Source organism: Reinekea blandensis MED297 (assembly GCF_000153185.1).
Taxonomy (GTDB): domain Bacteria; phylum Pseudomonadota; class Gammaproteobacteria; order Pseudomonadales; family Natronospirillaceae; genus Reinekea; species Reinekea blandensis.
Window position 1 is genome coordinate 523,097 of record NZ_CH724153.1, and the last position, 26,429, is coordinate 549,525.

General features: G+C 52.8%; 21 protein-coding genes. 10 read left to right on the plus strand and 11 right to left on the minus strand.

Annotated elements, in window-relative coordinates:
• Together MED297_RS17185 and adk are read left to right on the plus strand one after the other, a co-directional pair.
• The coding region (locus MED297_RS17185; protein ID WP_008047169.1) for a phosphoenolpyruvate carboxylase at positions 1–1,555 on the plus strand (1,555 nt) is incomplete at its 5' end.
• Between the two features lie 294 nt (positions 1,556–1,849).
• On the plus strand, positions 1,850–2,500 hold the full coding sequence (adk, locus tag MED297_RS17190; RefSeq protein WP_008047170.1) for an adenylate kinase: 651 nt from the start codon (positions 1,850–1,852) through the stop codon (positions 2,498–2,500).
• A 71-nt stretch (positions 2,501–2,571) separates the two neighbouring features.
• Here adk and MED297_RS17195 read toward each other — a convergent pair whose 3' ends face one another.
• Positions 2,572–2,913: a carboxymuconolactone decarboxylase family protein gene (locus MED297_RS17195; RefSeq protein ID WP_008047171.1), complete on the minus strand. Its 342-nt coding sequence runs from the start codon at positions 2,911–2,913 to the stop codon at positions 2,572–2,574.
• A gap of 331 nt (positions 2,914–3,244) precedes the next feature.
• Here MED297_RS17195 and MED297_RS17200 point away from each other — a divergent pair, with 331 nt between their 5' ends.
• From MED297_RS17200 to MED297_RS17215, 4 genes are all read left to right on the plus strand, one after another.
• Complete coding sequence (locus MED297_RS17200; protein ID WP_008047172.1) at positions 3,245–4,999, plus strand: ABC transporter ATP-binding protein; 1,755 nt, start codon at positions 3,245–3,247, stop codon at positions 4,997–4,999.
• Complete coding sequence (locus MED297_RS17205; protein ID WP_008047173.1) at positions 4,996–6,777, plus strand: ABC transporter ATP-binding protein; 1,782 nt, start codon at positions 4,996–4,998, stop codon at positions 6,775–6,777. The genes MED297_RS17200 and MED297_RS17205 overlap by 4 nt, the downstream gene beginning before the upstream one ends.
• Entirely contained in the window at positions 6,774–7,094 is a 321-nt protein-coding gene (locus MED297_RS17210; protein WP_008047175.1) for a DUF3301 domain-containing protein, read from the plus strand. Before MED297_RS17205 ends, MED297_RS17210 begins: the two co-directional genes overlap by 4 nt.
• 72 nt (positions 7,095–7,166) lie before the next feature.
• Positions 7,167–7,442, plus strand: a complete 276-nt coding sequence (locus tag MED297_RS17215) for a hypothetical protein (RefSeq protein WP_008047176.1) — start codon at positions 7,167–7,169, stop codon at positions 7,440–7,442.
• Between the two features lie 49 nt (positions 7,443–7,491).
• Here the strand turns inward: MED297_RS17215 and MED297_RS17220 are convergent, their stop codons facing one another.
• Positions 7,492–8,643 carry a DUF7151 family protein gene (locus MED297_RS17220; protein WP_008047178.1) on the minus strand — a complete coding sequence of 384 codons (1,152 nt, stop codon included), beginning with the start codon at positions 8,641–8,643 and terminating at the stop codon, positions 7,492–7,494.
• A 231-nt stretch (positions 8,644–8,874) separates the two neighbouring features.
• On the opposite strand from MED297_RS17220, the gene pbpC reads away from it, so the two are divergent.
• Both pbpC and MED297_RS17230 read left to right on the plus strand, forming a co-directional pair.
• Positions 8,875–11,145: a penicillin-binding protein 1C gene (pbpC, locus tag MED297_RS17225; RefSeq protein ID WP_008047179.1), complete on the plus strand. Its 2,271-nt coding sequence runs from the start codon at positions 8,875–8,877 to the stop codon at positions 11,143–11,145.
• Positions 11,146–11,221: 76 nt separating this feature from the next.
• The gene (locus MED297_RS17230; protein WP_008047180.1) at positions 11,222–16,171 is read left to right on the plus strand and encodes an alpha-2-macroglobulin family protein; all 4,950 of its coding nucleotides are present in this window, start codon (positions 11,222–11,224) and stop codon (positions 16,169–16,171) included.
• 66 nt (positions 16,172–16,237) lie between these two features.
• On the opposite strand, the gene wrbA is transcribed toward MED297_RS17230, so the two are convergent.
• From wrbA to MED297_RS17275, 9 genes are all read right to left on the minus strand, one after another.
• A complete protein-coding gene (wrbA, locus tag MED297_RS17235; RefSeq protein ID WP_040557489.1) occupies positions 16,238–16,837 on the minus strand; it encodes an NAD(P)H:quinone oxidoreductase in 600 nt (199 codons plus the stop codon).
• Between the two features lie 153 nt (positions 16,838–16,990).
• Positions 16,991–17,509, minus strand: a complete 519-nt coding sequence (locus tag MED297_RS17240) for a BLUF domain-containing protein (RefSeq protein ID WP_008047183.1) — start codon at positions 17,507–17,509, stop codon at positions 16,991–16,993.
• Between the two features lie 69 nt (positions 17,510–17,578).
• The gene (locus tag MED297_RS17245) at positions 17,579–19,288 is read right to left on the minus strand and encodes a formate--tetrahydrofolate ligase (protein WP_008047184.1); all 1,710 of its coding nucleotides are present in this window, start codon (positions 19,286–19,288) and stop codon (positions 17,579–17,581) included.
• A 77-nt stretch (positions 19,289–19,365) separates the two neighbouring features.
• Complete coding sequence (locus MED297_RS17250; protein ID WP_008047187.1) at positions 19,366–19,899, minus strand: NUDIX hydrolase; 534 nt, start codon at positions 19,897–19,899, stop codon at positions 19,366–19,368.
• A gap of 69 nt (positions 19,900–19,968) precedes the next feature.
• The gene (locus tag MED297_RS17255; protein ID WP_008047193.1) at positions 19,969–20,718 is read right to left on the minus strand and encodes an SDR family oxidoreductase; all 750 of its coding nucleotides are present in this window, start codon (positions 20,716–20,718) and stop codon (positions 19,969–19,971) included.
• 22 nt (positions 20,719–20,740) lie between these two features.
• A complete protein-coding gene (locus tag MED297_RS17260; RefSeq protein ID WP_008047194.1) occupies positions 20,741–21,409 on the minus strand; it encodes a histidine phosphatase family protein in 669 nt (222 codons plus the stop codon).
• Entirely contained in the window at positions 21,406–22,473 is a 1,068-nt protein-coding gene (locus MED297_RS17265) for a phosphotransferase family protein (RefSeq protein WP_008047195.1), read from the minus strand. Before MED297_RS17265 ends, MED297_RS17260 begins: the two co-directional genes overlap by 4 nt.
• Positions 22,463–23,278, minus strand: coding sequence for an SDR family oxidoreductase (locus MED297_RS17270; RefSeq protein ID WP_008047196.1), 816 nt, complete (start codon positions 23,276–23,278; stop codon positions 22,463–22,465). The genes MED297_RS17265 and MED297_RS17270 overlap by 11 nt, the downstream gene beginning before the upstream one ends.
• Complete coding sequence (locus MED297_RS17275; RefSeq protein WP_008047197.1) at positions 23,275–24,510, minus strand: acyl-CoA dehydrogenase family protein; 1,236 nt, start codon at positions 24,508–24,510, stop codon at positions 23,275–23,277. The genes MED297_RS17270 and MED297_RS17275 overlap by 4 nt, the downstream gene beginning before the upstream one ends.
• A gap of 104 nt (positions 24,511–24,614) precedes the next feature.
• On the opposite strand from MED297_RS17275, the gene MED297_RS17280 reads away from it, so the two are divergent.
• Both MED297_RS17280 and MED297_RS17285 read left to right on the plus strand, forming a co-directional pair.
• On the plus strand, positions 24,615–25,529 hold the full coding sequence (locus MED297_RS17280; protein WP_008047198.1) for a LysR family transcriptional regulator: 915 nt from the start codon (positions 24,615–24,617) through the stop codon (positions 25,527–25,529).
• A 78-nt stretch (positions 25,530–25,607) separates the two neighbouring features.
• A complete protein-coding gene (locus MED297_RS17285; RefSeq protein ID WP_008047199.1) occupies positions 25,608–26,393 on the plus strand; it encodes a phosphotransferase enzyme family protein in 786 nt (261 codons plus the stop codon).
• Positions 26,394–26,429 lie beyond the last annotated feature (36 nt).

Sequence of the window (26,429 nt, forward strand, 5' to 3'; positions counted from 1 at the left end):
TTCTCTGATCGCCGTTGGCCTCGATCGAGTCGCCAATGCGGACCTGTTGGATACTATCCGTCGCGTGCATTGTTTTGGCATTAATCTGGTGCCGCTCGATATACGACAAGACAGTGAGCGTCATGTAAAAGCGCTGGATGAAATCGTCCGTTATGTCGGGCTGGGTGAGTATGAAAGCTGGTCAGAAGATGAGCGACAGGAGTTTCTGCTGAACCAGCTCAAAAGTAAGCGCCCGTTGATTCCACGTCGTTGGCAGCCGTCTGCAGACACCCAGGAAGTGCTGGATACCTGTCAGGTTGTCGCTGAAGAGCCAGAAGAAACCCTGTCTCATTATATTATCTCCATGGCCCAGCAACCTTCTGACGTACTCGCCGTTGCTTTGTTGCTGAAAGAAGCGGGCGTCACCTGGAACGTTCCGATTGTTCCGTTGTTTGAGACCCTGGACGATCTGGATCGGGCTCCGGACGTAATGCAGCGATTGTGGTCGAACCATTGGTACAGTCAGTACAGCCATGGCCGCCAGACTGTCATGATCGGGTATTCTGACTCAGCTAAAGACGCCGGTAAGATCACTGCAACCTGGGCTCAGTACAAAGCTCAGGAAGCGTTGGTCGAACTGGCGGGTGAGCATGAAATTGCACTGATGTTGTTCCATGGACGCGGCGGTACGGTCGGGCGTGGCGGCGGTCCTGTTGAAAAGGCGATGGCGTCTCAACCACCAGGATCTGTGCCGGGTGAAATCCGTGTGACTGAGCAGGGTGAAATGATCCGCTATAAGTTTGGTCAACCGCGTGTTGCGGTGCGGAGCCTGGCGGTTTATGTCGCGGCCACCTTGCGGGCGACACTGGAACCCAATCCTGCGCCGAAACAAAGTTGGCGATCGCTCATTGAGTCGATGTCTCAAAAGAGTCTGAAGCACTATCGCCAGATTGTTCGGGAAGACGAACGGTTTGTGCCGTACTTCCGTTCACTCACGCCAGAGCAGGAGCTCGGCAAGCTGGCATTGGGCAGTCGACCGGCCAAACGAAAAGCCACCGGTGGGGTGGAAAGCCTGCGTGCTATCCCATGGGTCTTCGCCTGGATGCAAGTGCGGTTGAACCTGCCTGCTTGGCTCGGTGCAACTCAGGCCCTGCAGCATGCGGTTGATGAAGAACCCGAGCTGTTGCAGGAAATGGTCGAGCAATGGCCGTTTTTCGCTGCTTACATCGATCTGCTGGAAATGGTGCTGGGTAAGGCCGACTGTTCGATTGCTGAATATTATGAACAGCAATTAGTGGACGAGGCTTATCAGGATCTGGGTAAGCAGTTACGTGCTGACCTGCAGACCTGTGCTGATTTGATGAATCGCATTAAACAGCAGGACGAACTGCTGATCAGTGATCCGCTATTGGCGCAGTCCGTTGAAGTGCGAGCGCCCTATACCGACCCGCTGAACTACCTGCAGGCGGAACTGCTTAAACGTGAGCGCAAGATGGGGCAGATTGATCACGATCTGGAACAGGCATTGAAAGTAACCATGGCAGGGATCTCTGCGGGTATGCGGAACACCGGCTAAGGTTGTTAGACTTTAGTTTGGCTCCTTTTGCCACTCTCATTTATGAAAGGTCTACCCTGGGTAGGCCTTTTTTTCGTGAAGAGGGCGGCGGTATTTCCATAAAGGTCTTTAGTGGCTCTGACAAATACTGACTATTTGGCCCAGGTCATGGTTTAGCCCGATTGTTGAGGTTGTATAACGTCATAGGCAACGTTAAAGTACCGCCTTCGTAACCGTCTTGGCGGCCTTTCGGCGCTATGTTGAATGGCACGCCAGTATGACCAAAAAAAAGATAACGATAGGAGTACGTATTCCATGCGTATTATTTTGCTCGGAGCACCTGGTGCGGGTAAAGGGACACAGGCTCAGTTTATCTGTGATAAATATGGCATTCCGCAGATTTCAACTGGTGATATGCTCCGTGCGGCCGTGAAGGCTGGAACGCCCCTCGGCGTACAGGCAAAAGAAATCATGGATCAGGGTGGTCTGGTATCCGATGACATCATCATCGGCCTGATCAAAGAGCGTATTCAGCAACCTGATTGTGCCAATGGTTGCCTGTTTGATGGCTTCCCGCGCACCATTCCTCAAGCTGATGCGTTAAAAGAGCAGGGCATCCGTATTGACGCTGTCATCAACTTTGATGTGGCCGATGAGGAAATTGTCGCGCGTCTGAGTGGCCGTCGTGTGCATGAAGCGTCTGGTCGGGTTTATCATGTTATGCATAACCCACCAAAAGAGTCAGGCATTGATGACATTACCGGTGAACCGCTGATTCAGCGTGATGATGACAAAGAAGAGACGGTGCGCAAACGTTTGAGTGTTTATCATGAACAAACCAAACCATTGGTCGAGTATTACCGCACCTGGGCAGAGAAAGAGCCTGAGTCTGCGCCTAAGTACGTTTACATCGAAGGCGTCGGCAGCGTAGAAGATATCAAGACCAAAGTACTGGGCGCGCTCTGAGCGCAATCCGTTACTGACAAAAAAAAGCGCCAAACAGGCGCTTTTTTTATGCCGGATGGGTCACGATTCCATCAGTCGTCTTTATGCAGCTCATCCCAGGCGGACATGGCTTCGGCGGCTGTCATCAGCGCCGGACCGCCGCCCATCTGAACCACAACTTCCAGCATTTCCATGAGCTCTTCCCGACTGGTGTTCTGACGTTTTAATGCCTGAACGTGGTAGCCAATGCAAGGGCCGCATTTTTCGGCGATGGCAATGGCGGTTGCTATCAGTTCTTTTGATTTTACGTCCAGCGCACCCGACTTATAGGTGGCTTTGCCAACCTCTTGAAACGCATTGTAGACGTCTGGAATTTCATTGCGCATGTCGCGTAAGTTGCCTTTGATGGCGTTAAAGCTGTCAACTGGGTTCATAGTCGTCTCTTTGTTGAAGTTAATATTAGATAATTCTAAAATAACTGGTGAGATGTTGTCTATACATTTCAATTGAAAAGTGTACACTAATCAAAATTTTTGTGGGTGCTGCTCCCAATGTCTCAATCTGAAAACTCCGGCTGCTGTGGCCGAGGAGGGGCTCGACCCGGTTGTGGTCGGAAGCCAGGCATCAAAACCCGCCCGGTCCGCTTACCAGTTTGGCTGCTTGATGCGCTCGAAGATGAATGCGATGTGCGCCACGCCATTATCAAAGCCTGCGAAAGCCATTATGGCATAACACCACCGTCTCATTGCCTGCCAGAGGAATCGAATGACTAAGCGTCAGTTTATTCTGCACTATTTTTTGTTGAACAAATGGTCTTATCTGATCGCCTTTGTCTGTATTTTTCTGGTGAACTGGCTGCAAGTCGAAATACCCCGTTATATTCAGCAGGCTATCGATCTGTTGGGAACGGCTGAGGCCGCCGCTCAACACGACTTAAACCGCAATGTAATGTTTGTGGTGGTGTTTTCACTGATCATGGTCGGTGTGCGCATTATGTCGCGAATGTTCGCCTTAAACCCGGGGCGGATTACCGAAGCGCAACTCAAAAACGACCTGTTTTTCCGGTTGAATCGATTACCGAACGCGTTTCACCAGAAGTTTGCATCCGGCAAACTGATTTCCATCATCAATAATGATCTCAACGGTATCCGGCTGTTTTATGGCATTGGTTTCCTGCAGTTGGTCAATGTGATTTTTGCCTTGTCACTGACGCCGATCTGGATGTGGCGTATCTCTCCATCCTTAATGCTGTACTCGGTTATTCCGGTTGTATTGGCGTTTTTTGTGTTTAATCAGGGCTTTATCCGCATGCGTAAGTATCACACGCAGCGGATGCATCGGTTGCAGCGATTGTCGGAACAGTTGATGAACTATCTATCCGGCATTGATCTGATCAAAAATCAACAGATGGGGCCTTGGGTTAAACAGGAGATCAATCGGGTGAACGAGGAGTTGCTCGACACCATCATGCGGGTGACCCGAATTCAGACCTTCATCATGCCCTTGCTGGATTACGCAAACGACCTGATGAAGGTCGTTATTTTAGGTTTGGGTGGCTACATGCTGTTGCAGCAGAATCTTACGCTCGGTGAGATTACCGCGTTTCTGTCTTATTCGGCGTTGCTGGCGTTGCCTTTGGCACAGCTGGGGCGAATCGCCGTTGTTTATCAAATGGGCATGGTCAGTGTTGAAAGTGTTCAGTCCATTTTAAATGCTGAGATTCCCAAAATTGATTTGCAGGCATCCTCTGAAAGCGAATCATCGACGACGCAGACGTTGTCCGTTCGGGACCTGACGTTTGCTTACCCCGGCCAAGATAGCCCGACATTACGAAACGTCAGTTTCGATATTCAGCCCGGTGAGAAAGTGGGCGTATTGGGCAGCATCGGGTCTGGCAAATCGACGCTGGTGAACTGCATCAACCATCATCTGGATGTGCCGGCGGGTCATATTTTCTGGGGAGAGGAAGACATCGCTCAGATGCCACGGCGTCACTGGCGACGATTTATCCGTACCATGACACAGGAACCTTATCTGTTTTCTGACACCGTCGAGGCCAATATCCGCTTTGGTACCGAAGGCGAGTCCATAGATCGGGGTCAGGTTGAAGAGGTGCTGTCACTGAGCCAGTTAGCCGAGGACGTGTCACGTTTTCAATCTGGCGATCAGACTCTGGTGGGGGAAAAGGGCATCATGCTATCGGGTGGTCAAAAGCAGCGATTAAGCATTGCTCGCGCACTGTTAAGCCCGGCGGATTTGATCATTATGGACAATGTGCTGTCCGCGGTGGATTACGAAACGGAACGAAAAATTCTTGGCGGGTTGTTCAACCGTATTGGTGATCAGTCTGTGTTGGTGGTCTCTCATCGAATCAGCGCACTGGAGTCGTTGGATAAGATTCTGGTGCTGCATGAAGGAGAAGTGATTGCCCGAGGCACACATGAAGAGTTGCTGGCCAACAGCGACTACTATCGGGAAACCTGGGAGCTGCAACAGCACGATGTGGAGGAACAGGTATGATTAAGGGACTCGACATCCAATACATTCGCCGGTTTTTGGTATTTGCCAAACCCTATAAAGGGTGGGCGACCATTGGCATTCTCATGTTACCTCTGTCCATCGTGACCAATTTGCTGTTTCCTTGGCTGACCATTCGGGTTATCGATGATTACCTGTCCACCGGAAACTATGACGGGTTGCCGTGGGTAATTGGCGCCATGATTGCCGTCGTGGCGGTCAACTACATTGCCGATTCCTGCTATTCCTATTTCCTCAGGAAAACCGGACAGCACACACTTTTCGACATTCGTATGTCACTGTTTCAGCGAATCCTGAACTTGCCGCGGACGTATTTTGATCGCACACCAACGGGCGTGACCTTGTCTCGACTGACCAGCGATCTTGAAGCAATTTCGGACTCGTTTGTGATGGGCGTGCTATCGATGGTTCGGGATCTGATTAATACAGTCGCCCTCATCATCCTGATGCTGTTTATTAACTGGCCACTAACGTTGGTCGTGTTGACAGTGTTCCCACCTGTTCTGTACATCACTCATTGGATTCGCAATAAGCTGCGTGAGATTTATAAGATCACCCGAAGCTCCCTGGCAAAAGGAACAGGGTATCTGCAGGAATGTTTGTTTGGCGTAAAAACCGTGCAGCTTTACCGTGCCGAAGAAGAAGTCGAAGCTCGGTACCAGGCGTATACGCAGGAATTTTTGCATGCTCAGATGCGTTCCAATAAGTATGACGCCGTGTTGTTCTCGGTGATAACCGGGGTAACCACCATCACCATTGGTTTGATCATCTGGTATGGGTCCGGGCGAGTGGTTCAGGAAGCGGTGACGCTGGGCGTGTTGATTGCATTTATCAATAACATGGAGAAGGTGTTTGTTCCATTGCGGGACTTCACCGGGCAGATAGCGGCCATTCAGCGATCCTTTGCAGCCTTTGATCATCTGGATGAGTTGTTTCAGGAACCCTTGGAGGAAGATGGCCGGACGCTGCTGTCGCCAGCCGACTTTGGTGACCGGTTAAGAACGTTCGAGTCACTTGAGTTCCGCGATGTCTCCTTTCGCTATACCCAAGACAGCCCTTATGTGTTGAAGAATGTGTCTTTCAAACTGGAAAAAGGGCATCAGTTAGCGTTGGTCGGTACAACAGGATCAGGCAAGTCGACCATTCTTCGCCTGATTTCCAAAGTGTATCAGGACTATGAAGGTCAGATTTTATTGAACGGCATAGAACTGTCAGCGTTGTCGATTGATGATTCGATGCATCTGTTTTCACTGATGCAACAGGATGTCTATCTGTTCGATCAGAGCATTGCGTTCAACATTGGTTTGGGCAAAGCGTCCATCAGCCGAACCGACATTCAGGAAGCCGCGCGCTATGTCTACGCGGATGAGTTTATTAAGAACCTGCCGGATGGCTATGACATGGCGTTGTCTGGCAATGGTGGAAACCTCAGCGCCGGTCAGACACAGCTGATATCGTTCGCGCGGGCTGTGGCTCAAGGGGGGCAGGTGATTATGCTTGACGAAGCCACCAGTTCTGTCGATTCGGTGACTGAAAACCTGATTCAGCGTGCCATCAGCCGATTGTTTAAGGAACGCACCGTGATCGCCATTGCACACCGGCTCAGCACCATCCGACACAGCGACACGATTTTGGTTTTGGACCAGGGGCAGGTGGTCGAGCAGGGTACGCATGAACAGTTATTGGCCCGTAACGGCGTGTATGCCGGATTACTTAACCAGGCAGCCGACCAGGATGGTGGCGATATGGTGCTGACATGAATCTCATGCTCAGTGATGTCCTGTTGATTGCCCTGGTGCTGACCGCCGGTGGCCTCTGGTGGCATGGGCAGGGCATGAAAGCCCGGGCTTTGTCTCATGTGCGTCGTTATTGTGATCAGCACGAGTTACAGTTGCTGGATGAATCTCTGGTTTTGCGCCGGCTATGGCCTGTGCGCGGTCGGTCGGGTTCGCTGGTGCTGCAACGGACCTGGTATTTCGAATTTTCTTCAACCGGTGAGTATCGTTACCGGGGCACGGTGCAACTTCAGGGACCGTTGTTGAAATCCATTGAAACCCAGACTCATCATCTGTCGTGACTTTCGACCGCAGACAGTGACAGACATTGTCGTAAACTGTCTGGTATTCAATATGCGGTAAAGGAAATAGCGATGAAACGGTTAGGTCTGGGATCAGTTTTGTTGGCCGTCTTGGTATTAGCCTCCTGTACGGAAAGCTTTCAGCGGGAAATGAAAACCACAGTCAGTGAGTTTACCGGAGGGTTATCACGATCGGCTAAGGTTTATTCCAGTGATGGCGATCTGATTGCTCAATACGAAGGCAAGTTCGATGTGCAGAGTTCTGAGTTCGGCAATAAGGTGTTGTTTGATGTCGATGGTAAACGCGTGATTATTTATAACGCGATCGTGATTGTTGAAGAGTTATAGGTTATTAAAATGCGGCGCCCTCAAGGAAGAGGAGGGCGCCTATCGATTCTCAGTTGAGTTCTGTCAACGTACAGCTTGTAAAATCAAACGTTGAGCCAAGGACATCTGGGTCGGAATCGGTATCGCTTCCATCTGGGTTGTCATCATCAATGTAAGCGACGATGAGTTGGGTATCGTCAATATCCACAAACAGAGGTGTGGTTCCAGAGTTATCAACATCCCGATCAATGTAAAAGAGCCATGTACCTCGGTTTGCGGTTCCTCTAACGTCATAAACCTGGCTGACCCGAGCGTCGAGCCATTTTTCGTCATGCACATAGGGACCATAGTTTTCCGAATGACTCAGACTTAACGCTGGTGTGATTATTTTACCAGTCACGGAAATGTCGTAGTTGGCGTACTCATCCAATCGATAAATCGCTGTCATGTCGCCTGATGGGCTTTCTGCCACCGAGGTGATATCAACAGCACAGCTATACGTACGCACGATCATGCTTTGTGCGTTACAGACATAAGTCGTTTCGTCAATTTCTGCTTCACTCAGCGTGCCCGAGCCATCGAGGTCGGAACCCACAACGATCGCTTCACCGCCATACAAACAGTTTGCGCCTGGAGAAACATCAATGGTCAGTGTTAGTTGTTGCGGATCATCGCAAAGCTTCACTGAGGAGTTCACTTCATTGGCGTCGAGAATTTCGTTCTCGTTCAGATCCAACCCGGTATCAATTTGCCGGCCGCCATAAGTACATTCAGAGTCGCCAAAGCTGAGGTCGGTAACGGTCATCAGTGAACCGAAGGCGTTGCACAGTTCTTCCGTCTGATAGATTTCTGATTCGGCAAGTTCATCGTTGGCATCTGCATCGATACCGAACTGAATGGTTTTGCCGCTGTAGAGACAGTTTTCAGCCCCATCTGCGATGGTGACCAAGGTGGTACCGGCTTGTTGACCGTGACAAACGGTAAAGGTCTCGGTGACTTCAGTAGCATCCAGTTCACCGTTCCCGTTGCTGTCAAAGCCACTTTGGATATCAACGCCGCCAGCCGGACAGTCGGTATTCGCCGCCCGTTGACTGACGACAAGAACGGTAAAGGGGGTGTTTGACGATTGATCGTCGATGTTTGTCGACGGTGATGGGGAAGACGAACAGGAAAAAATCGTAGTAATGGCAAAAGCCACAGCAAGGCGCTGTAGAACTGACATGGCGGAACTCCTTTTCTAGCCAGATTCAGAATCAATTTTTAACGTTACTATACTCCTCTTTTTCAGGAAAGAAAATGTGATGTAGTTGGCAAGTTTTAAATAGAATGCCTCACAGGATGCGCCCGTTAATGAGTAATTATGAGTGTTTTTTGTACAGGGACCTCAGTGGGGGCAAGTGCATTTTTCAGGTACAATCCGCCTCTTTTCCAGACATGCGTTTCCATAAATTTCATGAGATTTTACTCGTTTCGCAGAGCCTTCCTGTCCTCGATTCTGGTGTTGCCTTTACTGGGATTGGTGCTTATTGATGTGTTCGCTCCCGTCGATCTGACCCCGAAGAGCGGCAGCCGATTGGTCCTCGCGGCAAACGGACAACCGTTGCGCGCGTTTGCTGATGCTCAGGGTGTTTGGCGATATCCGGTGACGCCAGCGCAGGTTTCGCCGAACTATCTTGAGGCGTTAATCGCCTATGAAGATCAATATTTTTATCAGCATCCGGGCGTGAATCCGTTGGCGCTGATGCGAGCATTCTTACAGGCCGTCCGGTATGGAGAAGTGGTGTCTGGCGGGTCCACTTTGACGATGCAGGTGGCCAGGCTCCGCTACCCGGAACCGCGCACGCTGACGGGTAAGTTCAAAGAAATGGTGCGCGCTCTGCAACTGGAATGGCACTACAGCAAGCAAGACATCCTGACATATTATCTGAATCACGCACCTTTCGGTGGCACCATTGAAGGCGTTCAGGCGGCGTCGTTGACGTATCTTGGCTATGATGCGCAGTACCTGACCGATGCTCAGGCTGCGTTGTTGGCGGTATTGCCGCAGGCGCCAACCCGGTATCGTCCTGATCTTCATCCAGAGCAAGCGCAGCTGGCTCGCAATAAGGTCCTGCATCGGCTCGAAGCGCTGGGTGTCTGGTCTTCCGAACGTGTTGCCGACGCAGAATTGGAAACCGTTACGGCATTACCACGCGAACAATACATGGATGCGCCTCTGTTAGCTCGTCGGCTGGCCGGTCGAAGCATCTCACCAACCCTCAGTACTTACATCGATGCGAGTTGGCAGCGACAGGTTGCCAACCGTGTTAGCGGTTATGTTGAAACCATTTCCGATGATGTGTCGGCGGCCGTACTGATCATGAACAACGACACCGGTGAGGTTCCGGTCTATGTCGGCAGCGCGGAGTTTGCAAGTCAACAGCGTGCCGGCCATGTCGATATGGTTAAGGCAATCCGCTCGCCAGGCTCAACCCTAAAGCCCTTTATTTATGGTTTGGCGATGGATCAGGGATTGATACACAGCGAGTCACTGCTGATGGATGTTCCATTGCGTTTTCAAGATTACCAGCCGGACAATTTTACCGAGGGTTTCTCTGGTGCGGTGTCGGTGTCCGAAGCCTTGCAGCGTAGTCTCAATGTTCCTGCAGTTCAGGTATTGGATGAGCTTGGTTCTGCGCATCTTTATCTCGCGCTGCAAAAGGCCGGCGCACATCTGCAATTACCGCCTGGCGAATCACCGAACCTTTCGATAGCCCTGGGTGGGTTGGGAACCGATCTGGAAAGTCTGGTGACGTTGTTTTCATCGCTGGACCGAGCAGGAGAAACCATTCGCCCGCGATATCAGCCAGACGAACCGGTGGTGACGCAATCGTTGCTCAGTCCCGGCGCTGCGTGGATGATTCGGCAAACGCTGTCTTCGTCAGAATCCACCCCTCATGGTCTGGCCCTGAAAACCGGGACCAGTTATGGCTTTCGCGACAGTTGGGCTGTCGCCGTGGCTGACGGCTATACCATTGGTGTCTGGGTCGGCCGGCCTGATGGTGCACCGGTGACTGGACATTTTGGCTCGCGAACAGCCGTCCCGTTACTGGTGAATACATTACTGCCGGTCATAACCGGTAATGCATTACCTGCCAGACCTGAAAGTGTGGAGGCCGACACCATCTGCTGGCCGACCGGGAAGCCCGAGCCTGAGTCATTGTGCGATGAGCGCCGCCGGGCCTGGATTCTGGAGGATACCTACCCACCGAGCCTGATGACGGCCGGGCAGGGAACCTCACATTCCAGTCAGGTTCTGTTGAACCTGGCCATCGATTCTGGCTTGCAGGTGCCGTTCGGATGTGAGCTTGCCACGAAAACCGTGTCCACCGTGTTGTGGCCATTGCCATTAAACGCCTGGCGACCGGTTGAACAGCGCGTACAAAGCCGATTGCCGGGTTTTGACCCGCGTTGTAACGCGCGCCTGCGCACCGCAGCGCGGCTTCCACTGACGCTGGCGGGGATTCGCGAAGGGGATGTCATTGCCGCCAACCCACAGGCGCCGATTCCGGTCCGGTTATGGGCCGAGGGCGGCCAGCCGCCTTACTTCTGGTATCTCAACGGTCAACTGCAGTCCGAGCGTTCTTCGGTATTCCAGTTTTTACCCGATCCTCAATTTCAGTATGAAGTGGTCCTGATGGATTATCAGGGTCAACTCGACCGCCAGACCATTGAGTCGAATTGAGCCTAATGATTAACACTGTGATGATGCATTGATCCTGGGTTACTCAATTTTCGTTTACAGATAAGCCAGCGCACTCATGAGTAGTTTTGACAAGGATCGGCTGCCGATGGCGTCGACCTGTGTCAGAATAGGCGCCGGCTATTTACCCAAGGAACTGATCATGATGTTAAGGAGTTGCAAGGCAGCCCTGCTGACCCTGTTGATTTCAATCTTTATGCCGGCTGTGGCTGACTTTTACGCTTCCAAAGCCGGGGAGACCACTTACGACGGCTCGCCCGCACTGGTACTTCGTTTTACCGCTGCACTATCGGCCAATATCGAACTGGACCAGTATGTGACCGTGACGCCAACTTTGGATAATGGCAGTCAATGGCTCACCCTCGATGATGGCTACAGTTGGACGTTGCCTTTTGTTGAACCGAATACAACCTATCAGATTCAGATCGATCGGAGCCTGCCGAGCGCCGATGGGCAGAGTTTCAGCAATGTATGGATCAATGCCGATGAGGATCAACGAGCTTCGCGGTGGTCGGTGACGACTCGTCCGCTGCAACCGTCAGCCTCGTTTGCCCGGGACGGGCAATACCTGACAACCCATTCGCCTGCGGCTCTGCCAGTCTCTGTGGTTAATGTCGATGAAATCGCGCTCGATATTTTCCGGGTCCGTGATAACCGCCTGGACGCCTTCATCCGTGACACCTTTTATGACGGTCGGGAAACCTACCGTAATCTCGACAACCTGCGAAACTGGGCCGATTTGGTACATACCGCCAATTATGAGCCCGATATTCGAGCGAATCAGCGAGCCACTCTGAACCTGGATGTTCTGCCTGCGTTGAACAAATACGACGACGGTGTGTATGTCGCTGTTCTGCGTCAGGCCGGTTCGTATGATTACCGGTACGACACCACCTTTTTTACGCAATCGGATCTCGGGCTGCACGCACGGTTCTTTGGCAATCAGGTTCAGGTCTTTGCAAATGACATCGTGACGGGTCAGCCCCTGGCTAATGTTGACGTGACGTTTTACTGGACCGACCTGAACTCGGCCGATCGATTGCAACGCCGACCGGTCACCACCGATGACCAAGGTATGGCGTCATTGAACAGTAACGAACAGCCAACCATGATCATTGCCCGTCAAGGGAATCAGATCAGCTTTCTGAGAAATGCGCGAAGCCAGCTTGACTTGTCCGCCTATCCGAACGTCACTGAGCGACATCAGCCGATGCAGGGATTTTTCTGGGGGCCGAGAGACTTGTATCGCCCTGGTGAAACCGTGGACATTAACATGCTGCTGCGCGACCTGGATGGACAGTCCCTGCCGGGCCTGCCGATCAGTATGGCCTTGTATGACGGACGCGGCAGTCGCGTTGATGAGTTTACCTGGCGCCCGGATTCGGTCGGTCAGGTTTATCGCCACCAGATCCGGCTCGATACGAACGCGCCTACCGGGGAATGGTTGCTGATGGTCAATGGCAACCGTCCCTTTGCCGGACAGTATCGCTTTCAGGTCGAAGAATTTTTACCGGAACGAATGTCGCTGAGTTTTTACGACGACGGCGTACAGACTCATCGCTATCTCAGTGGCCGAACCGATTCGGTGCCGATCAATGCGCAATACCTCTATGGCGCACCCGCGGCCGGTAACCGAGCGGATGCGGTCGTATCGGTTCGAGCGGCGACAGATGTATTTGCACAGTGGCCGCAGCATCGCTTTGGTAACCCGACAGAAACGTTACAACCGTCCACCTATCGTCTGGACGTCATCCGGCTTGACGAGCAAGGCGCCGGTGAGTTGCAAATGCCATCCGTCTGGTCCCGTATTCGGACGCCGGTACAGTACCGCGTAACGGCCAGTGTTTATGAGGAAGGCGGACGCCCGGTTACCCGAACGCAGAATGTGATTGCCCTTGGGTACGATGATGAACGACTGGTGGGTGTGGACCCGCAGTTTGACGGTCGGGCGCCCTCGAATGAAAACGTGCAGTTTCATCTGCAAAGCGTCACGCCCGACGGCATCGCGGCTATTGACGACGTTTCAGTGCGCCTGGTGCGAAAGACCCGGGATTATTACTGGTACTTTGATGATACCGATGGCTGGACCTATCGCTGGCGCGGGGATTCCTACGTGGCCTGGGCACAGTCGCTGACATTAAGTGAGCAGGGGCAGATGATTGATTTGCCGCTGCAATGGGGGGATTACGAACTGCAGGTAACCTCGGGCGATGACGTATTAACGGTCTTTCCATTCAGGACCCAATACTATTGGAGTACCGAGCAGAGCAATGGCCAATCGCCGGAGATGATTGATTTGATGTTGGATCAAGCTCACTACGCACCGGGTGACATTGCCACTCTTTCAATTAAAACGGACTCCTCCGGTCCGGCGGTGCTTCAGGTAGAGAGCAGTGACGGTGTCTTGTACACCGATACGTTCAACCTGGCGGAAGACACGACCTCGTTGTCGTTTGCGATCGAAGAGGGCTGGTTGCGTCATGACCTCTACGTTACGTTAATGGTCTTAACGCCAGCTGACCAGGTCAGCAACACCGCGCCTACGCGGGCACTGGGTATCAGCCATTTACCGATCCTTCGCGACAACGCCGTATTCGATGTGGACGTGACGGCGCCGGACCGGGTCGAGCCCAATCAACCAGTCACCGCACAGATTCAGGTGAACAATGTCGAAGTTGCCGGCTCTGCGACCGTGTGGGCCAGCGTAGCGATGGTCGACATGGGTGTGTTGAACATTACGGATTATGAGCGACCGCAACCGGAAGTCTCATTGTTTGCCCCAAGGCGTTTCGAAAACACCTATCTGGACCTTTACGGTCGGGTGATCAATAACGCCGGGTTACAGACGCTGGCTCAGAAGTTTGGTGGCGGCTTTGCCGATTCAGATGATGATTTGTCGCGCGGTGGCGACAAGCCACAAAGCGAAGTGCAAATCATCTCGGAGTTTTCTGATCCGATTGAATTGATCGACGGGAAGGCAGACGTCACGTTCGACGTACCGTCTTTCAACGGCCGGGTAAAGTGGATGGTTGTCGTCTGGTCTGATGAAAGTTATGGCAGCGATGAGCAGGAAACCACCATCGCCGACAAGCTGGTGACACAGATCGCGATGCCGCGTTTCATGGCCATGGGAGATGAGTCTCAGCTGACACTGGATCTTCATAACCTGTCCGGCAAAGATGATCGCTTCAGTGTTGACGTTGTTGTCGAGGGCAGCGTCTCATCGGCCTTTAATAACACGGAAGTAGACCTTGCCGATCAGGAAAAAACCAGTCTGGTGATTCCGGTCACGGCGACCGATTATCAAGGTCAGGGCGTTGTCCGGCTGTCGGTCACCAACGGTCAGGACATAAGCCTGGAGCGTGAATGGCGTCTGGGTGTCCGGGCACCGTTCCCGTTGCGAACATTGCGTGCACAAACTCAAATCGCACCGGAAGCACAATGGCAGCCGACCCCCGTACTGAGCCATCTGCATGAAGACTCGATTAAGGCTCAATTGACGCTGTCGGATCGACCGGCGATCCCGTTTGAGTCCCACATGGACTATCTGTTGCGTTACCCGTACGGCTGTTTGGAGCAAACGATCAGCTCTACCTATCCCTGGCTGCTGGTGGATTCCATGCTGTTCAATGAGCTGAATCTGAACCGGATGTTCCGCCAGCGATTTGATGTTGACTACACCGATGCGTTCCGTCGTGAACAGATCGAAGCCGGTGTTGAGCGGTTGTTGACTAAGCAAAAACCGGACGGTGCCTTTGGTTACTGGAATGCCAACTCGCATGTCTCGATGTGGGGAACCGCCTATGCCACTCAGATTCTGCAGGAGGCACAGACTCTGGGCGTTGCGGTCAGTGACTCCGCATTGAGCAATGCGCAGAAAGCATTGCAGCGAATGCTGCGTGGCAGTACGTCATCGGATATCTGGACCGATAATGCGACCGCCTATCAGCAGAGTTACCGCGCTTTTGCGGGCTATGTGTTGGCGCAATCCAATAAGGCCAGCCTCAGTGATCTGCGTCGGCTGTTCGATTTGATGCAGCAGGATGACAACCGATATTCACCGTTACCGTGGATGCAGATGGCGGTCGCCTTCAAACTCTCCGGAGATCAGGGACGCAGTGAACAGGCGGCAGCGTTGGCGCTGACCACAGACCGACAAGCCCATCGTTATTACGCCGATTATGGCTCGAAAGTTCGCGATTATGCTCTGACACTTGAGCTCGCGCTGACGCATGGCTTTGCAACGGATGGTTTGGTCGAAAAACTGGAAGCGGGTCTGGCCGAGCGACGCTGGATGAGCACGCAAGAACGCATTGCCTTGCTGAAACTGGCCAAAGCCTTTGCTGCGGATGGTCAAAGTTGGCAGGGCAGTATTGTGACGGATAACTTTGTCCAGCCGCTTAATCAGACGCAGCCTTTTAATACCATACTGAATGGGCAGCAGTTGCGATCCATTCAGTCGATAGAAGCGAATGACAAGACCCTGTATGCCAACCTGACGTGGCAAGGTGTACCGACTCAGGCACCCGAGCCTTATCAGTTGGGCATGCGCATCAGCCGTCAGGTCTATGACCTGGATGGCAATCGCATTGATTTCAGTGCGCCGGTTCAGTCCGGTGATTTGTTCATCGTTCGGCTCGAAGCACAGAGTCTTGAAAAGCGTTTCCCGGAAGCACTGATTGTCGATTTGTTACCGGCTGGGTTTGAACTGGAAAACCAAAACCTGTTAAATGCGTCGGTTAATCTTGATGACGTCAGCATTGAAGGCGAGAATGTCGGTGAGTTTTTCCGTAACTGGGATGTGGAGTTCCAGGAATATCGCGACGATCGGTTTGTCGCAGGCGTTTCGTTACGTGAATGGTCTGCGACCCGACTGTTTTATTTAGTCAGAGCGGTAACGCCAGGTGAGTACGCTTATCCCAATGCGTATGTTGAAGACATGTATCGGCCTGAGTTTCAGGCGATGAGCTTTACGCCCGGGCAGGTCACCGTGATCGCCGCACCGTAAATTGCCAAAGCATAGAGCGGAAAAAAGGGGAGCAGTGCTCCCCTTTTTCTGTTTAACCGCTCGACTTTAGCCGTGCAGTTGTTTGGCAATGCTTGCTACGTGTTGGCCCTGGAAACGAGCCATGGCCAGTTCTTTTTCCGACGCCTGTCGCGAACCGTCTGCGCCAGCGATCATGCCTGCACCTAAAGGAGTGCCACCCTTGACTTCGCTGATGTCAGCCAGTTCAGGGCAGGAGTAAGGCAAGCCCACGACAACCATGCCGTGATGGAACAGTGTGGTGTGGAACGACTGAATCGTTGTTTCGTTACCGCCACCGGTTCCGGTGCTGGTGAATACACTGCCGACTTTACCGATCAGTTTACCCTGACCCCAAAGACCACCGGTCTGGTCCAGGAAATTGCGCATTTGCGCCGCCATGTTACCGAAACGAGTCGGTGCACCGAAGATCACCGCGTCATACTCGGCCAGGTCTTCAGGAGAAGCCACCTGTGGTGTTTGGTCCAGTTTGAAGCCCGCTTCTTTTGCGATGTGGTCAGGAACCGTTTCCGGTACTCGCTTGATATGAACTTCAGTGCCTTCAACGGAACCCGCCCCTTCAGCGACGGCACCCGCGAAGTGCTCCAGGTGACCATAGGATGAATAATACAGAACCAGTACTTTTGCCATAACCATCACTCCTCGTGTATTTGTTTGACGCGTGAACTGTACTGATCGATGCGGGCTTCGTACCAGCAAAGAAACCTGAATTATTTCATCAAAAAAATTGAAGGGTTGTCTGTAAAGCCCGGGATGTCTGGCTTACGAGGTAGTGATTCGGCGCTATTTACGCCGTTGAAATAATTTTTTCCACCAGGCTGTCAGCGCATTGTCAGACTGGTCAGCCGACGGTTGACCGAGTTCGGCAACCGGGTCAACGCCATTGACACAGGCATAGAGCAGAGCATCAATGGTGGTGTCGTCTAGGCCATAGGGATCAAACGCTTTCTGGCCATGAGTTTTCAGTAACCGGCTGAGGTTCTCCTCCAATGGGAGATATTTCATCGACCAGTCATTGAACAAGCGTTGATCGACCGATTGAGTGCTCAGTACCTGGACATTTCGATGTCGGGTATCCTGACTGATTTTTTGATAAACCCGGTTCACCTGATCCCTCGGACCTTCCAGACATTGAAAGAAGTACCCGTTACCAAAATGCAGGACGCCACCGAGGTTCGCTTTCGGATTGTTTCGGCGCGATTCCAACAATACGCGGGCGACTTCCGATTCGATACCTCCTTTGATATCACTTTGAAACGTCGCGGTACTGGCGTAGGTGAGTCGAACAAGTGGTTGTGACATGTCAGGGACCTTTGGTTTACAACAACCCTAGGGTACGCACACCTATTGCGGTTGGATCTGTCGGTTTGCTCAGAACAACCCGATAATCTGACCGTCTTCGTCCAGGCCGATTTGATTCGCAGCCGGCGTTTTTGGCAAGCCGGGCATGGTCATGATATCTCCGCAAATGACGACTAAAAACTCAGCACCGGCCGACAGCCGGACTTCACGAATGGGAACGACATGATGATTGGGTGCGCCTTTCAGATGAGGATCGGTCGAGAAACTGTATTGTGTCTTGGCCATGCAGATCGGAAAGTGACCATAATGGGCTTGATAGCTGCGGATCTGATCACGTACTTTTTGATCGGCGACAATTTCACTGGCACCGTAAAGTTCGGTCGCAATCATGCTGATTTTGTTCCATAGAAACATGTCATCCGGATACAGCGTTTTAAACCGGTCGGGAGTGGTTTCAGACAGGGCTGTCAGACAAGCGTTTGCCAGATTGACAGCGCCCTGACTGCCCTGAGCCCAGTGGTCCGTTTCAATGGCTTGCACACCCAGCTCGCGACAATAGTCCATGAGTTCAGAACGCTCTTTTTCGGTATCGCTGCTGAACCGGTTGATGGCCACAATGACGTCAACATTGAAGCGACGCAGGTTGTCCACGTGCCGTGCCAGGTTGCTGAAGCCTTTCGCTAATGCGGTCAGGTTTTCCTGATCAAGCGTATCGGCCGTAGCGCCACCGTGGAGCTTCAGCGCTCGTATGGTCGCGACCAGAACGGCCAGTTCAGGCTGTAAAGCACCTTTACGGCATTTTATGTTGAAGAATTTTTCGGCCCCGAGATCGGCCCCGAAACCGGCTTCGGTGACCACCACATCGGCCAGTTTTAACGCGGCTTGTGTGGCCACTAATGAGTTGCAGCCATGGGCGATGTTGGCAAAAGGGCCACCATGCACCAGCACAGGGTTGTTTTCCAGCGTCTGTACCAGGTTAGGTTTCATCGCGTCTTTGAGCAGCACCGTCATGGCGCCGTGCGCTTGAATGTCTCGTGCGGTAATTGGCTCGCTCTTTCGGTTGTAACCGACAATGATGTTGCCCAGTCGACGTTCCAGGTCTTTCAAATCGGTCGCCAGGCAGAGTATGGCCATCACTTCAGACGCGACGGTAATGTCGAATCCGCCTTCGCGGGGCGCGCCGTTACCGACACCACCCAGTGACGTGATGACCTCGCGCAGGCTTCGGTCACTGATATCGAGCACCCGGCGCCAGGTAATGCGACGGTTATCCAGTCCGGACTCATCGTTTTGATGCCAGTTAATGTGATTGTCGATCATCGCAGCCAGCAGATTATTGGCCGCTCCAATGGCATGCAGGTCGCCGGTAAAGTGCAGGTTGATGTCTTCCATGGGAACCACCTGAGCGTAGCCGCCGCCGGCGGCACCGCCTTTCATACCAAAGCAGGGACCGAGGCTCGGTTCCCGCAAACAGGCCATGGTCATAGTCCCCAGCGCATTGAAAGCGTCCGTCAGGCCGACAGTCGTGGTGGTTTTACCTTCGCCGCTGGCCGTGGGAGATATGGCCGTGACCAGAATCAGCCGACCGTTGGGTCGATTGTCCAGCGTGTTCAGATAGTCCAGTGACACTTTTGCTTTGTAATGACCATAGGGTTCCAACTGGTCTTCGGGAATACCGAGGCGAGTTTGAGCCAGTGGCAGAATGCGTTGCATCGTTGCCTGCCGGGCAATCTCCAGATCAGAAAGCGGGTGGGAATGTTGCTGACGACGGTCGGACATGGTTTTCCGCCTGTTTGTTGTTATTTTGAGTTCAGTCTGGCATGTCGTCTGGAATCGCTCAAGTTAAGGGGTGCCTGTCAAACCAAGCCTTTCAGTTTGGCCAGGCCATAACAGGCGATGGTGCAGGCATCCAAAATTTCGCCATCTTTGATGCGACGTTCAAACTCGGTCAGCGGTAAGGTCATCGGTTCAAGGTCGGCTTCTTCCGGGTCCGGGTTTCGGCCGGAAAAGGTCAAGCCAGTGGCAAAAAACACATTGCAGCCCATAGTGCCGCCGCCGTTGTCGACATGGTGATAACCAATCTGTTCGATGTGCTCGGCGACATAGCCGGTTTCTTCCTGCAACTCACCACGGGCCAGGGCTAACGGGTCAGCATCCGGCTGTTCCGGCCAGCCGCCCATGGGCAGTTCCAGGCTGCGCTGCCCAATGGGGTAGCGGTACTGCTCAACCAAATGGATGTGACCGTTGTCGACGGCAATGATCGCCGAAAAGTCCGGCTTTTCCACGACACCAAAAAGACCTTCGATACCACCGGGTCGTTCAATGATGTCTTCGTGCAGTTTCATCCATCGGTTCTGGTAAACCGTCTTCCGCGACAGTGTTTTAAACATGGGCTTTCCTGAGATGATTGTTTCCGAACCTTATCGGGACATCACCGTTAACTTCAACCCTTTTGACGATTAACTGAACCCTCTCAGCATTTTGGCCGGAAGCACTCGCATAATGGCCTGCATCCATAGCCACGGCCATCCGGGCACATAGGCCGTCGGTTTTTCTTTGTTGATGGCTTTTACCAAGGCTCGGCATCCGGTTTCCAGGTCAACGATGAAGGGAACCTTTTTAACTTTTTCATTCAGTTCGGTACGAATAAAGCCCGGGTGAATGCAGGAAACCCGAATCGGGGAGCCTAATACGTCGACTCGCAATCCTTCGGTGAGTGTCGTCAGCCCGGCTTTGGTGGCCGAGTAGACATTGAGTGCCCGTCGAAAACCGCGCACGGCACTGACGGACGACATGGTCACCAGATGCCCGGCGTTCTGTTCCCGAAAGATTTCCATGGCGGCTTCAGCCTGTGCTATGGCCGCCACAAAGTTAGTCATCGCGGTCTGCCGGTTGGCTTCAAAATAGCCGGTCCCCAGCGATGCACCTTTGCCCATGCCTGCATTGAGGATGATTCGATCGAGGGTGCCGAATGACGCCTTAAAGGCTCGGAACACCTGAAAGACAGCGTCGTGGTCATTGACATCCAACGCCATAATTTCAACCCGGATGGTTGGGTTTGCCTGCAGTAATTCGGTTTTTAGCGTCTCCAGTCGATCGGTGCGACGGGCACACAGAGCAAGGTCGTGGCCGTCGGCCGCAAACAGTTTTGCCATGCCCAGACCCAGACCAGAACTGGCGCCGGTAATCAGTATGGTTTTCCGTTTCATGCTTATACTCTCTGTTTTGTTTTTATTTGTAGGTAATCAAACGTTTGCCGGCATGCTCCAGATGAACATGTTCGTTGATCGTCACCACGTCGATCCCTTTTGCGTGCACTAGAAGTTTGGTAATGCCGGTGTTGATTAAGGATTGATTCAGCCGCAGGATTTGTTCGGCACTGAACTGCCAAAGCTCTCCGACAATGGAGGCAATAGGTCCGCCCGAAGTAAATACAAGCGAGGCTTTATCGGTCGCTTCGATCGTGGTCAACAATCCCTGTTGAACTCTGGTACGGAAGGCCCGCCAGGACTCTTCTCCGTTATCCGGTTCGTCAACCTGAGTGACCCAGTTAAGTACGGCGGCCTTAAAGAATGCCAGACGTTCCGAGTCTGAGAAACTCATTGCTGCTTCACGGGAAAGGTTTGTCCGGGTCATGTGGGCTTTGAAAATAGCCTCATGGTCAAACTCATTCCATTCCGGTAACGCCGTTGGTGGAGGACAGGATGGACAAGCGTGTTCAAACGTTTGCCGGTGACGTTGCAAGGTACCACTGAACAGAGTGTCGGTCTCTTCCGGTTTTTGTGCCAGCGCCGACCCGACCCGATGGCTTTGTTCAATGCCCAACAGTGACAGTTCGTCATAGTTGGCCTGACCGAAGCTTGCCTGACCATGACGAACTAGATAAATCACCTTGGTCATGTTCGCATCGCCTTTTTACTCCGCCACAGCAGATAGTGCACAAAAAACCAAAAGTTTTTAAAAGCCGGATTGCGGGTCTGTTTGTGGTGGTATCGATAATAAATCTGTTGGGCAATGCCGGCTAAACGAAACAGTCCAAACACTTCATACCAGCGGAAATCGGTGTGTTCCAAACCTCGTTTAGCAAGGTAGGTCTCAATCATTTCAGCGCGAGTGAGCATGCCGGGCAAGTGTGTCGGCTGTCGGCGTGTGGCTTGGGCCAGCCGATCATCCTTCGCTTCGACCCAATAGGCGAGGGCGTTGCCGAGATCCATCAGCGGATCGCCCAGCGTCGCCAGCTCCCAATCCAGAATGCCGGTAATGCGTGTCGGGTCATCAGTCGCCAGCACCAGATTGTCGAGACGGAAGTCATTGTGCGTTAAGCAGATGTTTTCATCCGTCGGTTTGTTTTCCTGCAACCAGCGCATTACTTTTTTGGCACTGGGCACATTCCAGGTTTTGGCTTTGGTGTATCGGTCGCACCAGCCACTGAGTTGACGATCAAGATAACCTTCGCCTTTGGCGAGGTCATGCAGGCCGGTCGCCTCCAGATCAACCTCGTGCAGTTGCACCAACTGGTCGAGCATATTCAGGCATAATGTACGTGCCTGATCTTCGGATACCGACAAGCCCTTGGGAAAGTTTCTCCGGGGTATGATGCCCTGAAGTTTCTCCATAATATAAAAATCGCTGTCCAGCACGGATGGGTCCTGGCAGAGGGCGAACATTTCCGGGACCGCCGGGAACACGGGTTTCAGGGCTTTCTGCAGCCGAAACTCCCGGGCCATATCGTGCGCACCTTTAGCCTTGGTGCCCTTTGGCGCGCGGCGGAGAATCAGGTCCCGTTCGGGATAGCTCAGGCAATAAGTCCAGTTCGAGGCGCCTCCTGAATACTGCGTGACCTTTGGTGACCCGGTCAATGGCATCGACAGGTGCGTTTTCAGCCAGTCGTTAATCGAATCAACCGGCAGCTCTTCACCAGCTCGCACGTCGCGAGCCTGATCAAGTACTGAGCTAGCCGTCATGATGGTACCCCTTAAGCGTGAACGTTTTGGTTCGGCGCTGCATCAACCAGTAATACAGGTTAGGTAACCAGCGTTTCAGACGGTAAATCCGTCGTTCGAAACGGTGAGTGGTGATCAAAAACTGGTTCGATTGCACCGCCTGATGCGTCATGTCTGCAACCGCGTCAGCGGAAACATTGCCTTTCTGAACCAGTTTAGTGACCACACTTTGCATCTGACTTTGCTCATCGGGTAACGATTTGTCCAGATTGGTTTTTACAAAGGCCGGGCAGAGCACGCTGACCCCCACGTTAAAGGGTGCCATCTCTAAACGCAGGGTTTCGCTGAAGGCGATGACTGCTGCTTTCGTGGCATTGTAAGACCCCATCATCGGCATTGGCGTCAATCCGGCTTGCGAGGCCACATTGATGATGTGTCCTTTTCCCTGCTGACGCATCAATGGTCCCAGGGCTTTGGTGACCCGAACGGTTCCCATCAGGTTAATGTTCAGTACCCATTGCCAGACGTCGATGGATTCCGCTTCAATGCTGCCCGCCGTCGGAACACCGGCGCTGTTGATCAGAATATCGATCGTCCCCAGTTGCTGTTTCACCTTGGCGGCCATCGCGGCCACCGCGTTGTCGTCGGTGACGTCACAACAGATAAAGAAAGCGGTGGCCCCCAGACGCTGGAGTTTCTGTAATGCAAACTCGGCGCCGTCTTCGTTCCGATCGATCAGACAGATGTTCGTGCCGGTTTTTGCCCAGCGTTGGGCCATTGCCAGCCCCAAGCCGGAGGCGCCTCCGGTAATGACTAAGTTGGTCATGCTCGGCCCTCCGGCAGATGTTTGGCAATTTCCAGACGAGCGACCATGTGTCGATGGACTTCATCCGGACCGTCCGCCAGGCGCAACATACGTGCCGCGGCGGCAAAGGAGGCCAGGGGGGTGTCGTGTGACACGCCTGCGCCACCATGCATCTGAATTGCCATGTCAGCGACCTGTTGCAGCATGTTCGGCACGACCACCTTGATTGCGGAGATTTCAGTCATAGCATTTTTGACACCCACGGTATCGATTTTCCACGCCGCGTTCAGTGTCAGTAAACGGGCCTGATCGATCATCATGCGGGCATCGGCAATTCGCTCAGCATTGCCGCCGAGTTTAACTAAAGGTTTACCAAAGGCGACACGCGACAGTCCGCGTTGTACGGCCAATTCCAATGCACGCTCGGCTGCACCGATGGCGCGCATGCAATGGTGAATGCGACCCGGGCCTAAGCGCCCCTGTGCAATGGCAAAGCCCTTGCCGAGATCCCAGATAAGGTTTTCCCGCGGGACCCGGACATTGTTGAATGACACCTCACCGTGGCCATAAGGCGCGTCATAATCGCCATTGGCGGTCAGCATTCGCTCAATCTCAACGCCGGTTGCATCCAACGGCACTAAGACCATTGCGTGCTGAGCATGTTTGGGCGCCTCGGGGTTGGATAATCCCATGAAAATGGCGACTTTTGCGTTCGGATGACCTAAACCGGTCGACCACCATTTACGACCATTCAGTACCAGCGATTCGCCATCTTCTTTAATGGTGGCCTGCATGTTGGTGGCGTCGCTGGAGGCAACTTCGGGTTCTGTCATACAGAAAACCGAGCGGATGTCGCCATTCAGCAACGGTTTGAGCCATTGTTCTTTCTGCTGTTCAGACCCGAAATGATAAAGCACTTCCATGTTGCCGGTATCCGGCGCATTGCAGTTGAAGATTTCCGGTGCAAACAGCACCCGTCCGGTTTCTTCCGCCAAAGGTGCGTAGTCGGTACAACTGAGCCCCTGACCGAGCTCGGCATCCGGCAGGAACAGGTTCCACAGTCCGGCTTCCCGGGCTTCTGTTTTCAGGGCTTCTATTTCAGGAATCAGGCTCCAGCGGGTCCAGTCGCCGCCGGCATTCAACGTCCGATTGATGTCCAACAGTTGAGATTCGACGGGCAGAACCCGTTCTGTCATGAAGGCTTTGAGACGCGCCAGAGCCGCCTGTGAAGCCGGGCTGTGATTGAAATCCATGCGATGCTCTCTTGAAGTTTTTGTTCTTGTGCTCGCAGTTTATGTCAGTCCATACTGTGAATGAAATGAAAGTTATTAAATCTTAGGTGTGAATTTTATTCATTATGGCGTCACTGAAAACTCTTAATCAGCTGGATCTCAACCTGCTTAAAGTGCTGGAAGCCATGTATCAGCATCGTAACCTGACCCGGGCCGCCGAAGCGCTGAACATTACGCCATCGGCCGTCAGTCACGCGTTAAAACGGTTGCGGGACAGTCTGGATGATCCGCTGTTTGAGCGTCGTGGCCAGCAAATGACGCCGACTCCGGTCTGCCGCCGATTGGTTCCGGAGGTCTTACAAACACTGAACACACTGCGGCGGTCGTTGCAGTCGTTCGGCGAGTTCTCGCCGGAAACCAGCACCCAGGCTTTGCAGATCGCCATTCATGATGCTTTGGAGCCGCTGTTGTTCCCGCTGTTGTTAACGGTTTTTCGTAATACGGCACCGCTCATTTCGTTGAGCAGTGTGAAACTGGATCGCAGTCAATTGGAGCATCAGCTTGAGATCGGCGAAGTGGACTTCGCCATCGATATCGCCCGACCGCTCAGCGCACCGATAGAACATCTGCCATTGTCGCAGTCCGGTTTCTGTGTGTTAGGCAACGAATCGATCATTCCGACGGATGAGTTAACCACCGAGACATACGGCCAAGCCGAACACATTGTCGTATCGAACCGGCCAACCGGAAAAGTGATTGAAGACCTGGCGTTTGCGCAACTGGGTTTTAACCGGAAGGTGGTGGTCCGTTGCCAGAATTACCCGACGGCCATCCGCATCGTAAAAACGATGCCGTTGTTATTAACGCTGCCAGAATCGATCGCCATTGCCTGGGAAACCAGCGGTTTACAACGAGTGGCGTTACCCTTTGAGGTGCCGCAGACCGAAACCCGACTGTACTGGCATGCGCTCAGCGTGGACGATCCTTTACTGCTTTGGGCGAGGCAACGAATCATGACTGCGGTCAATACAACCTTGTGACTATCGATTAGTGAACTGTGGCAAACTTGCCGTTTAAACCCACTGTCACATCAGCAGAATAACGCAGAGGCAAAACACATGGATGAACTCACCGGAGGCCGACCCGGAGAAATCTTTCGCAAAGGCGATATCGTCTACCGGCCACTGCAACCTTGGAGTGCAACCGTTCATCGCGTTCTGAATCATTGGCAAGCTCAGGGCATTTACCAGGTACCGAAGGTGATCGGTGTTGACGAAAATCAGGAAATGTTGAGTTATGTTCGCGGGCAAACATATAACTATCCGTTGACCGGGCCGATAGCCAGTGTGCAGGCTTTGCAAACCGCCGCCACGTTACTACGCAAGCTTCACGAGACCAGTGCGTCATTTATGGCTGAACACGACGTTACGTCGTTCACCTGGATGCTGCCACCACGTGTACCGTTCGAGGTGATCTGTCACGGTGATTTTGCGCCATACAATGTAGCCCTAAACGGTGATAACGTGGTCGGTGTGTTCGACTTTGATACCGCCCACCCGGCTCCGAGAAGCTGGGACCTGGCGTTTGCCGTATACTGCTGGGCACCAATGAAGGCCTGCGACGGTGAAAGAACATTAGACTTAAACGAGCAGCTTCATCGAGCCCGGTTGTTTTGTGACGGTTATGGAGCGAGTAACGAACTGAGACGTCAGCTCCCCGAGGTCATGATTGACCGAGTAACATCGCTAGTCGATTTTATGCATCAAGAAGCCGACCGTGGCGATGAAAAGTTCATTCGCGATCTTGAACGAGGTCATCACCTTGGATATCAACGGGACATTTCGTTCTTAGACCAATACCGAGAGACCATTCGGCACTCGATGACGAGTCAACGTTCGGACTAAAAAACGACAACATAACCAAAAGGATAAAGAAAACGG

Excerpts from the sequence above, each read along its gene's own strand:
- adk (WP_008047170.1), top strand. The coding sequence starts at position 1,850 with ATGCGTATTATTTTGCTCGGAGCACCTGGTGCGGGTAAAGGGACACAG.
- MED297_RS17195 (WP_008047171.1), bottom strand. The coding sequence starts at position 2,913 with ATGAACCCAGTTGACAGCTTTAACGCCATCAAAGGCAACTTACGCGAC.
- MED297_RS17200 (WP_008047172.1), top strand. The coding sequence starts at position 3,245 with ATGACTAAGCGTCAGTTTATTCTGCACTATTTTTTGTTGAACAAATGG.
- MED297_RS17205 (WP_008047173.1), top strand. The coding sequence starts at position 4,996 with ATGATTAAGGGACTCGACATCCAATACATTCGCCGGTTTTTGGTATTT.
- MED297_RS17210 (WP_008047175.1), top strand. The coding sequence starts at position 6,774 with ATGAATCTCATGCTCAGTGATGTCCTGTTGATTGCCCTGGTGCTGACC.
- MED297_RS17215 (WP_008047176.1), top strand. The coding sequence starts at position 7,167 with ATGAAACGGTTAGGTCTGGGATCAGTTTTGTTGGCCGTCTTGGTATTA.
- MED297_RS17220 (WP_008047178.1), bottom strand. The coding sequence starts at position 8,643 with ATGTCAGTTCTACAGCGCCTTGCTGTGGCTTTTGCCATTACTACGATT.
- pbpC (WP_008047179.1), top strand. The coding sequence starts at position 8,875 with ATGAGATTTTACTCGTTTCGCAGAGCCTTCCTGTCCTCGATTCTGGTG.
- MED297_RS17230 (WP_008047180.1), top strand. The coding sequence starts at position 11,222 with ATGAGTAGTTTTGACAAGGATCGGCTGCCGATGGCGTCGACCTGTGTC.
- wrbA (WP_040557489.1), bottom strand. The coding sequence starts at position 16,837 with ATGGCAAAAGTACTGGTTCTGTATTATTCATCCTATGGTCACCTGGAG.
- MED297_RS17240 (WP_008047183.1), bottom strand. The coding sequence starts at position 17,509 with ATGTCACAACCACTTGTTCGACTCACCTACGCCAGTACCGCGACGTTT.
- MED297_RS17245 (WP_008047184.1), bottom strand. The coding sequence starts at position 19,288 with ATGTCCGACCGTCGTCAGCAACATTCCCACCCGCTTTCTGATCTGGAG.
- MED297_RS17250 (WP_008047187.1), bottom strand. The coding sequence starts at position 19,899 with ATGTTTAAAACACTGTCGCGGAAGACGGTTTACCAGAACCGATGGATG.
- MED297_RS17255 (WP_008047193.1), bottom strand. The coding sequence starts at position 20,718 with ATGAAACGGAAAACCATACTGATTACCGGCGCCAGTTCTGGTCTGGGT.
- MED297_RS17260 (WP_008047194.1), bottom strand. The coding sequence starts at position 21,409 with ATGACCAAGGTGATTTATCTAGTTCGTCATGGTCAGGCAAGCTTCGGT.
- MED297_RS17265 (WP_008047195.1), bottom strand. The coding sequence starts at position 22,473 with ATGACGGCTAGCTCAGTACTTGATCAGGCTCGCGACGTGCGAGCTGGT.
- MED297_RS17270 (WP_008047196.1), bottom strand. The coding sequence starts at position 23,278 with ATGACCAACTTAGTCATTACCGGAGGCGCCTCCGGCTTGGGGCTGGCA.
- MED297_RS17275 (WP_008047197.1), bottom strand. The coding sequence starts at position 24,510 with ATGGATTTCAATCACAGCCCGGCTTCACAGGCGGCTCTGGCGCGTCTC.
- MED297_RS17280 (WP_008047198.1), top strand. The coding sequence starts at position 24,615 with ATGGCGTCACTGAAAACTCTTAATCAGCTGGATCTCAACCTGCTTAAA.
- MED297_RS17285 (WP_008047199.1), top strand. The coding sequence starts at position 25,608 with ATGGATGAACTCACCGGAGGCCGACCCGGAGAAATCTTTCGCAAAGGC.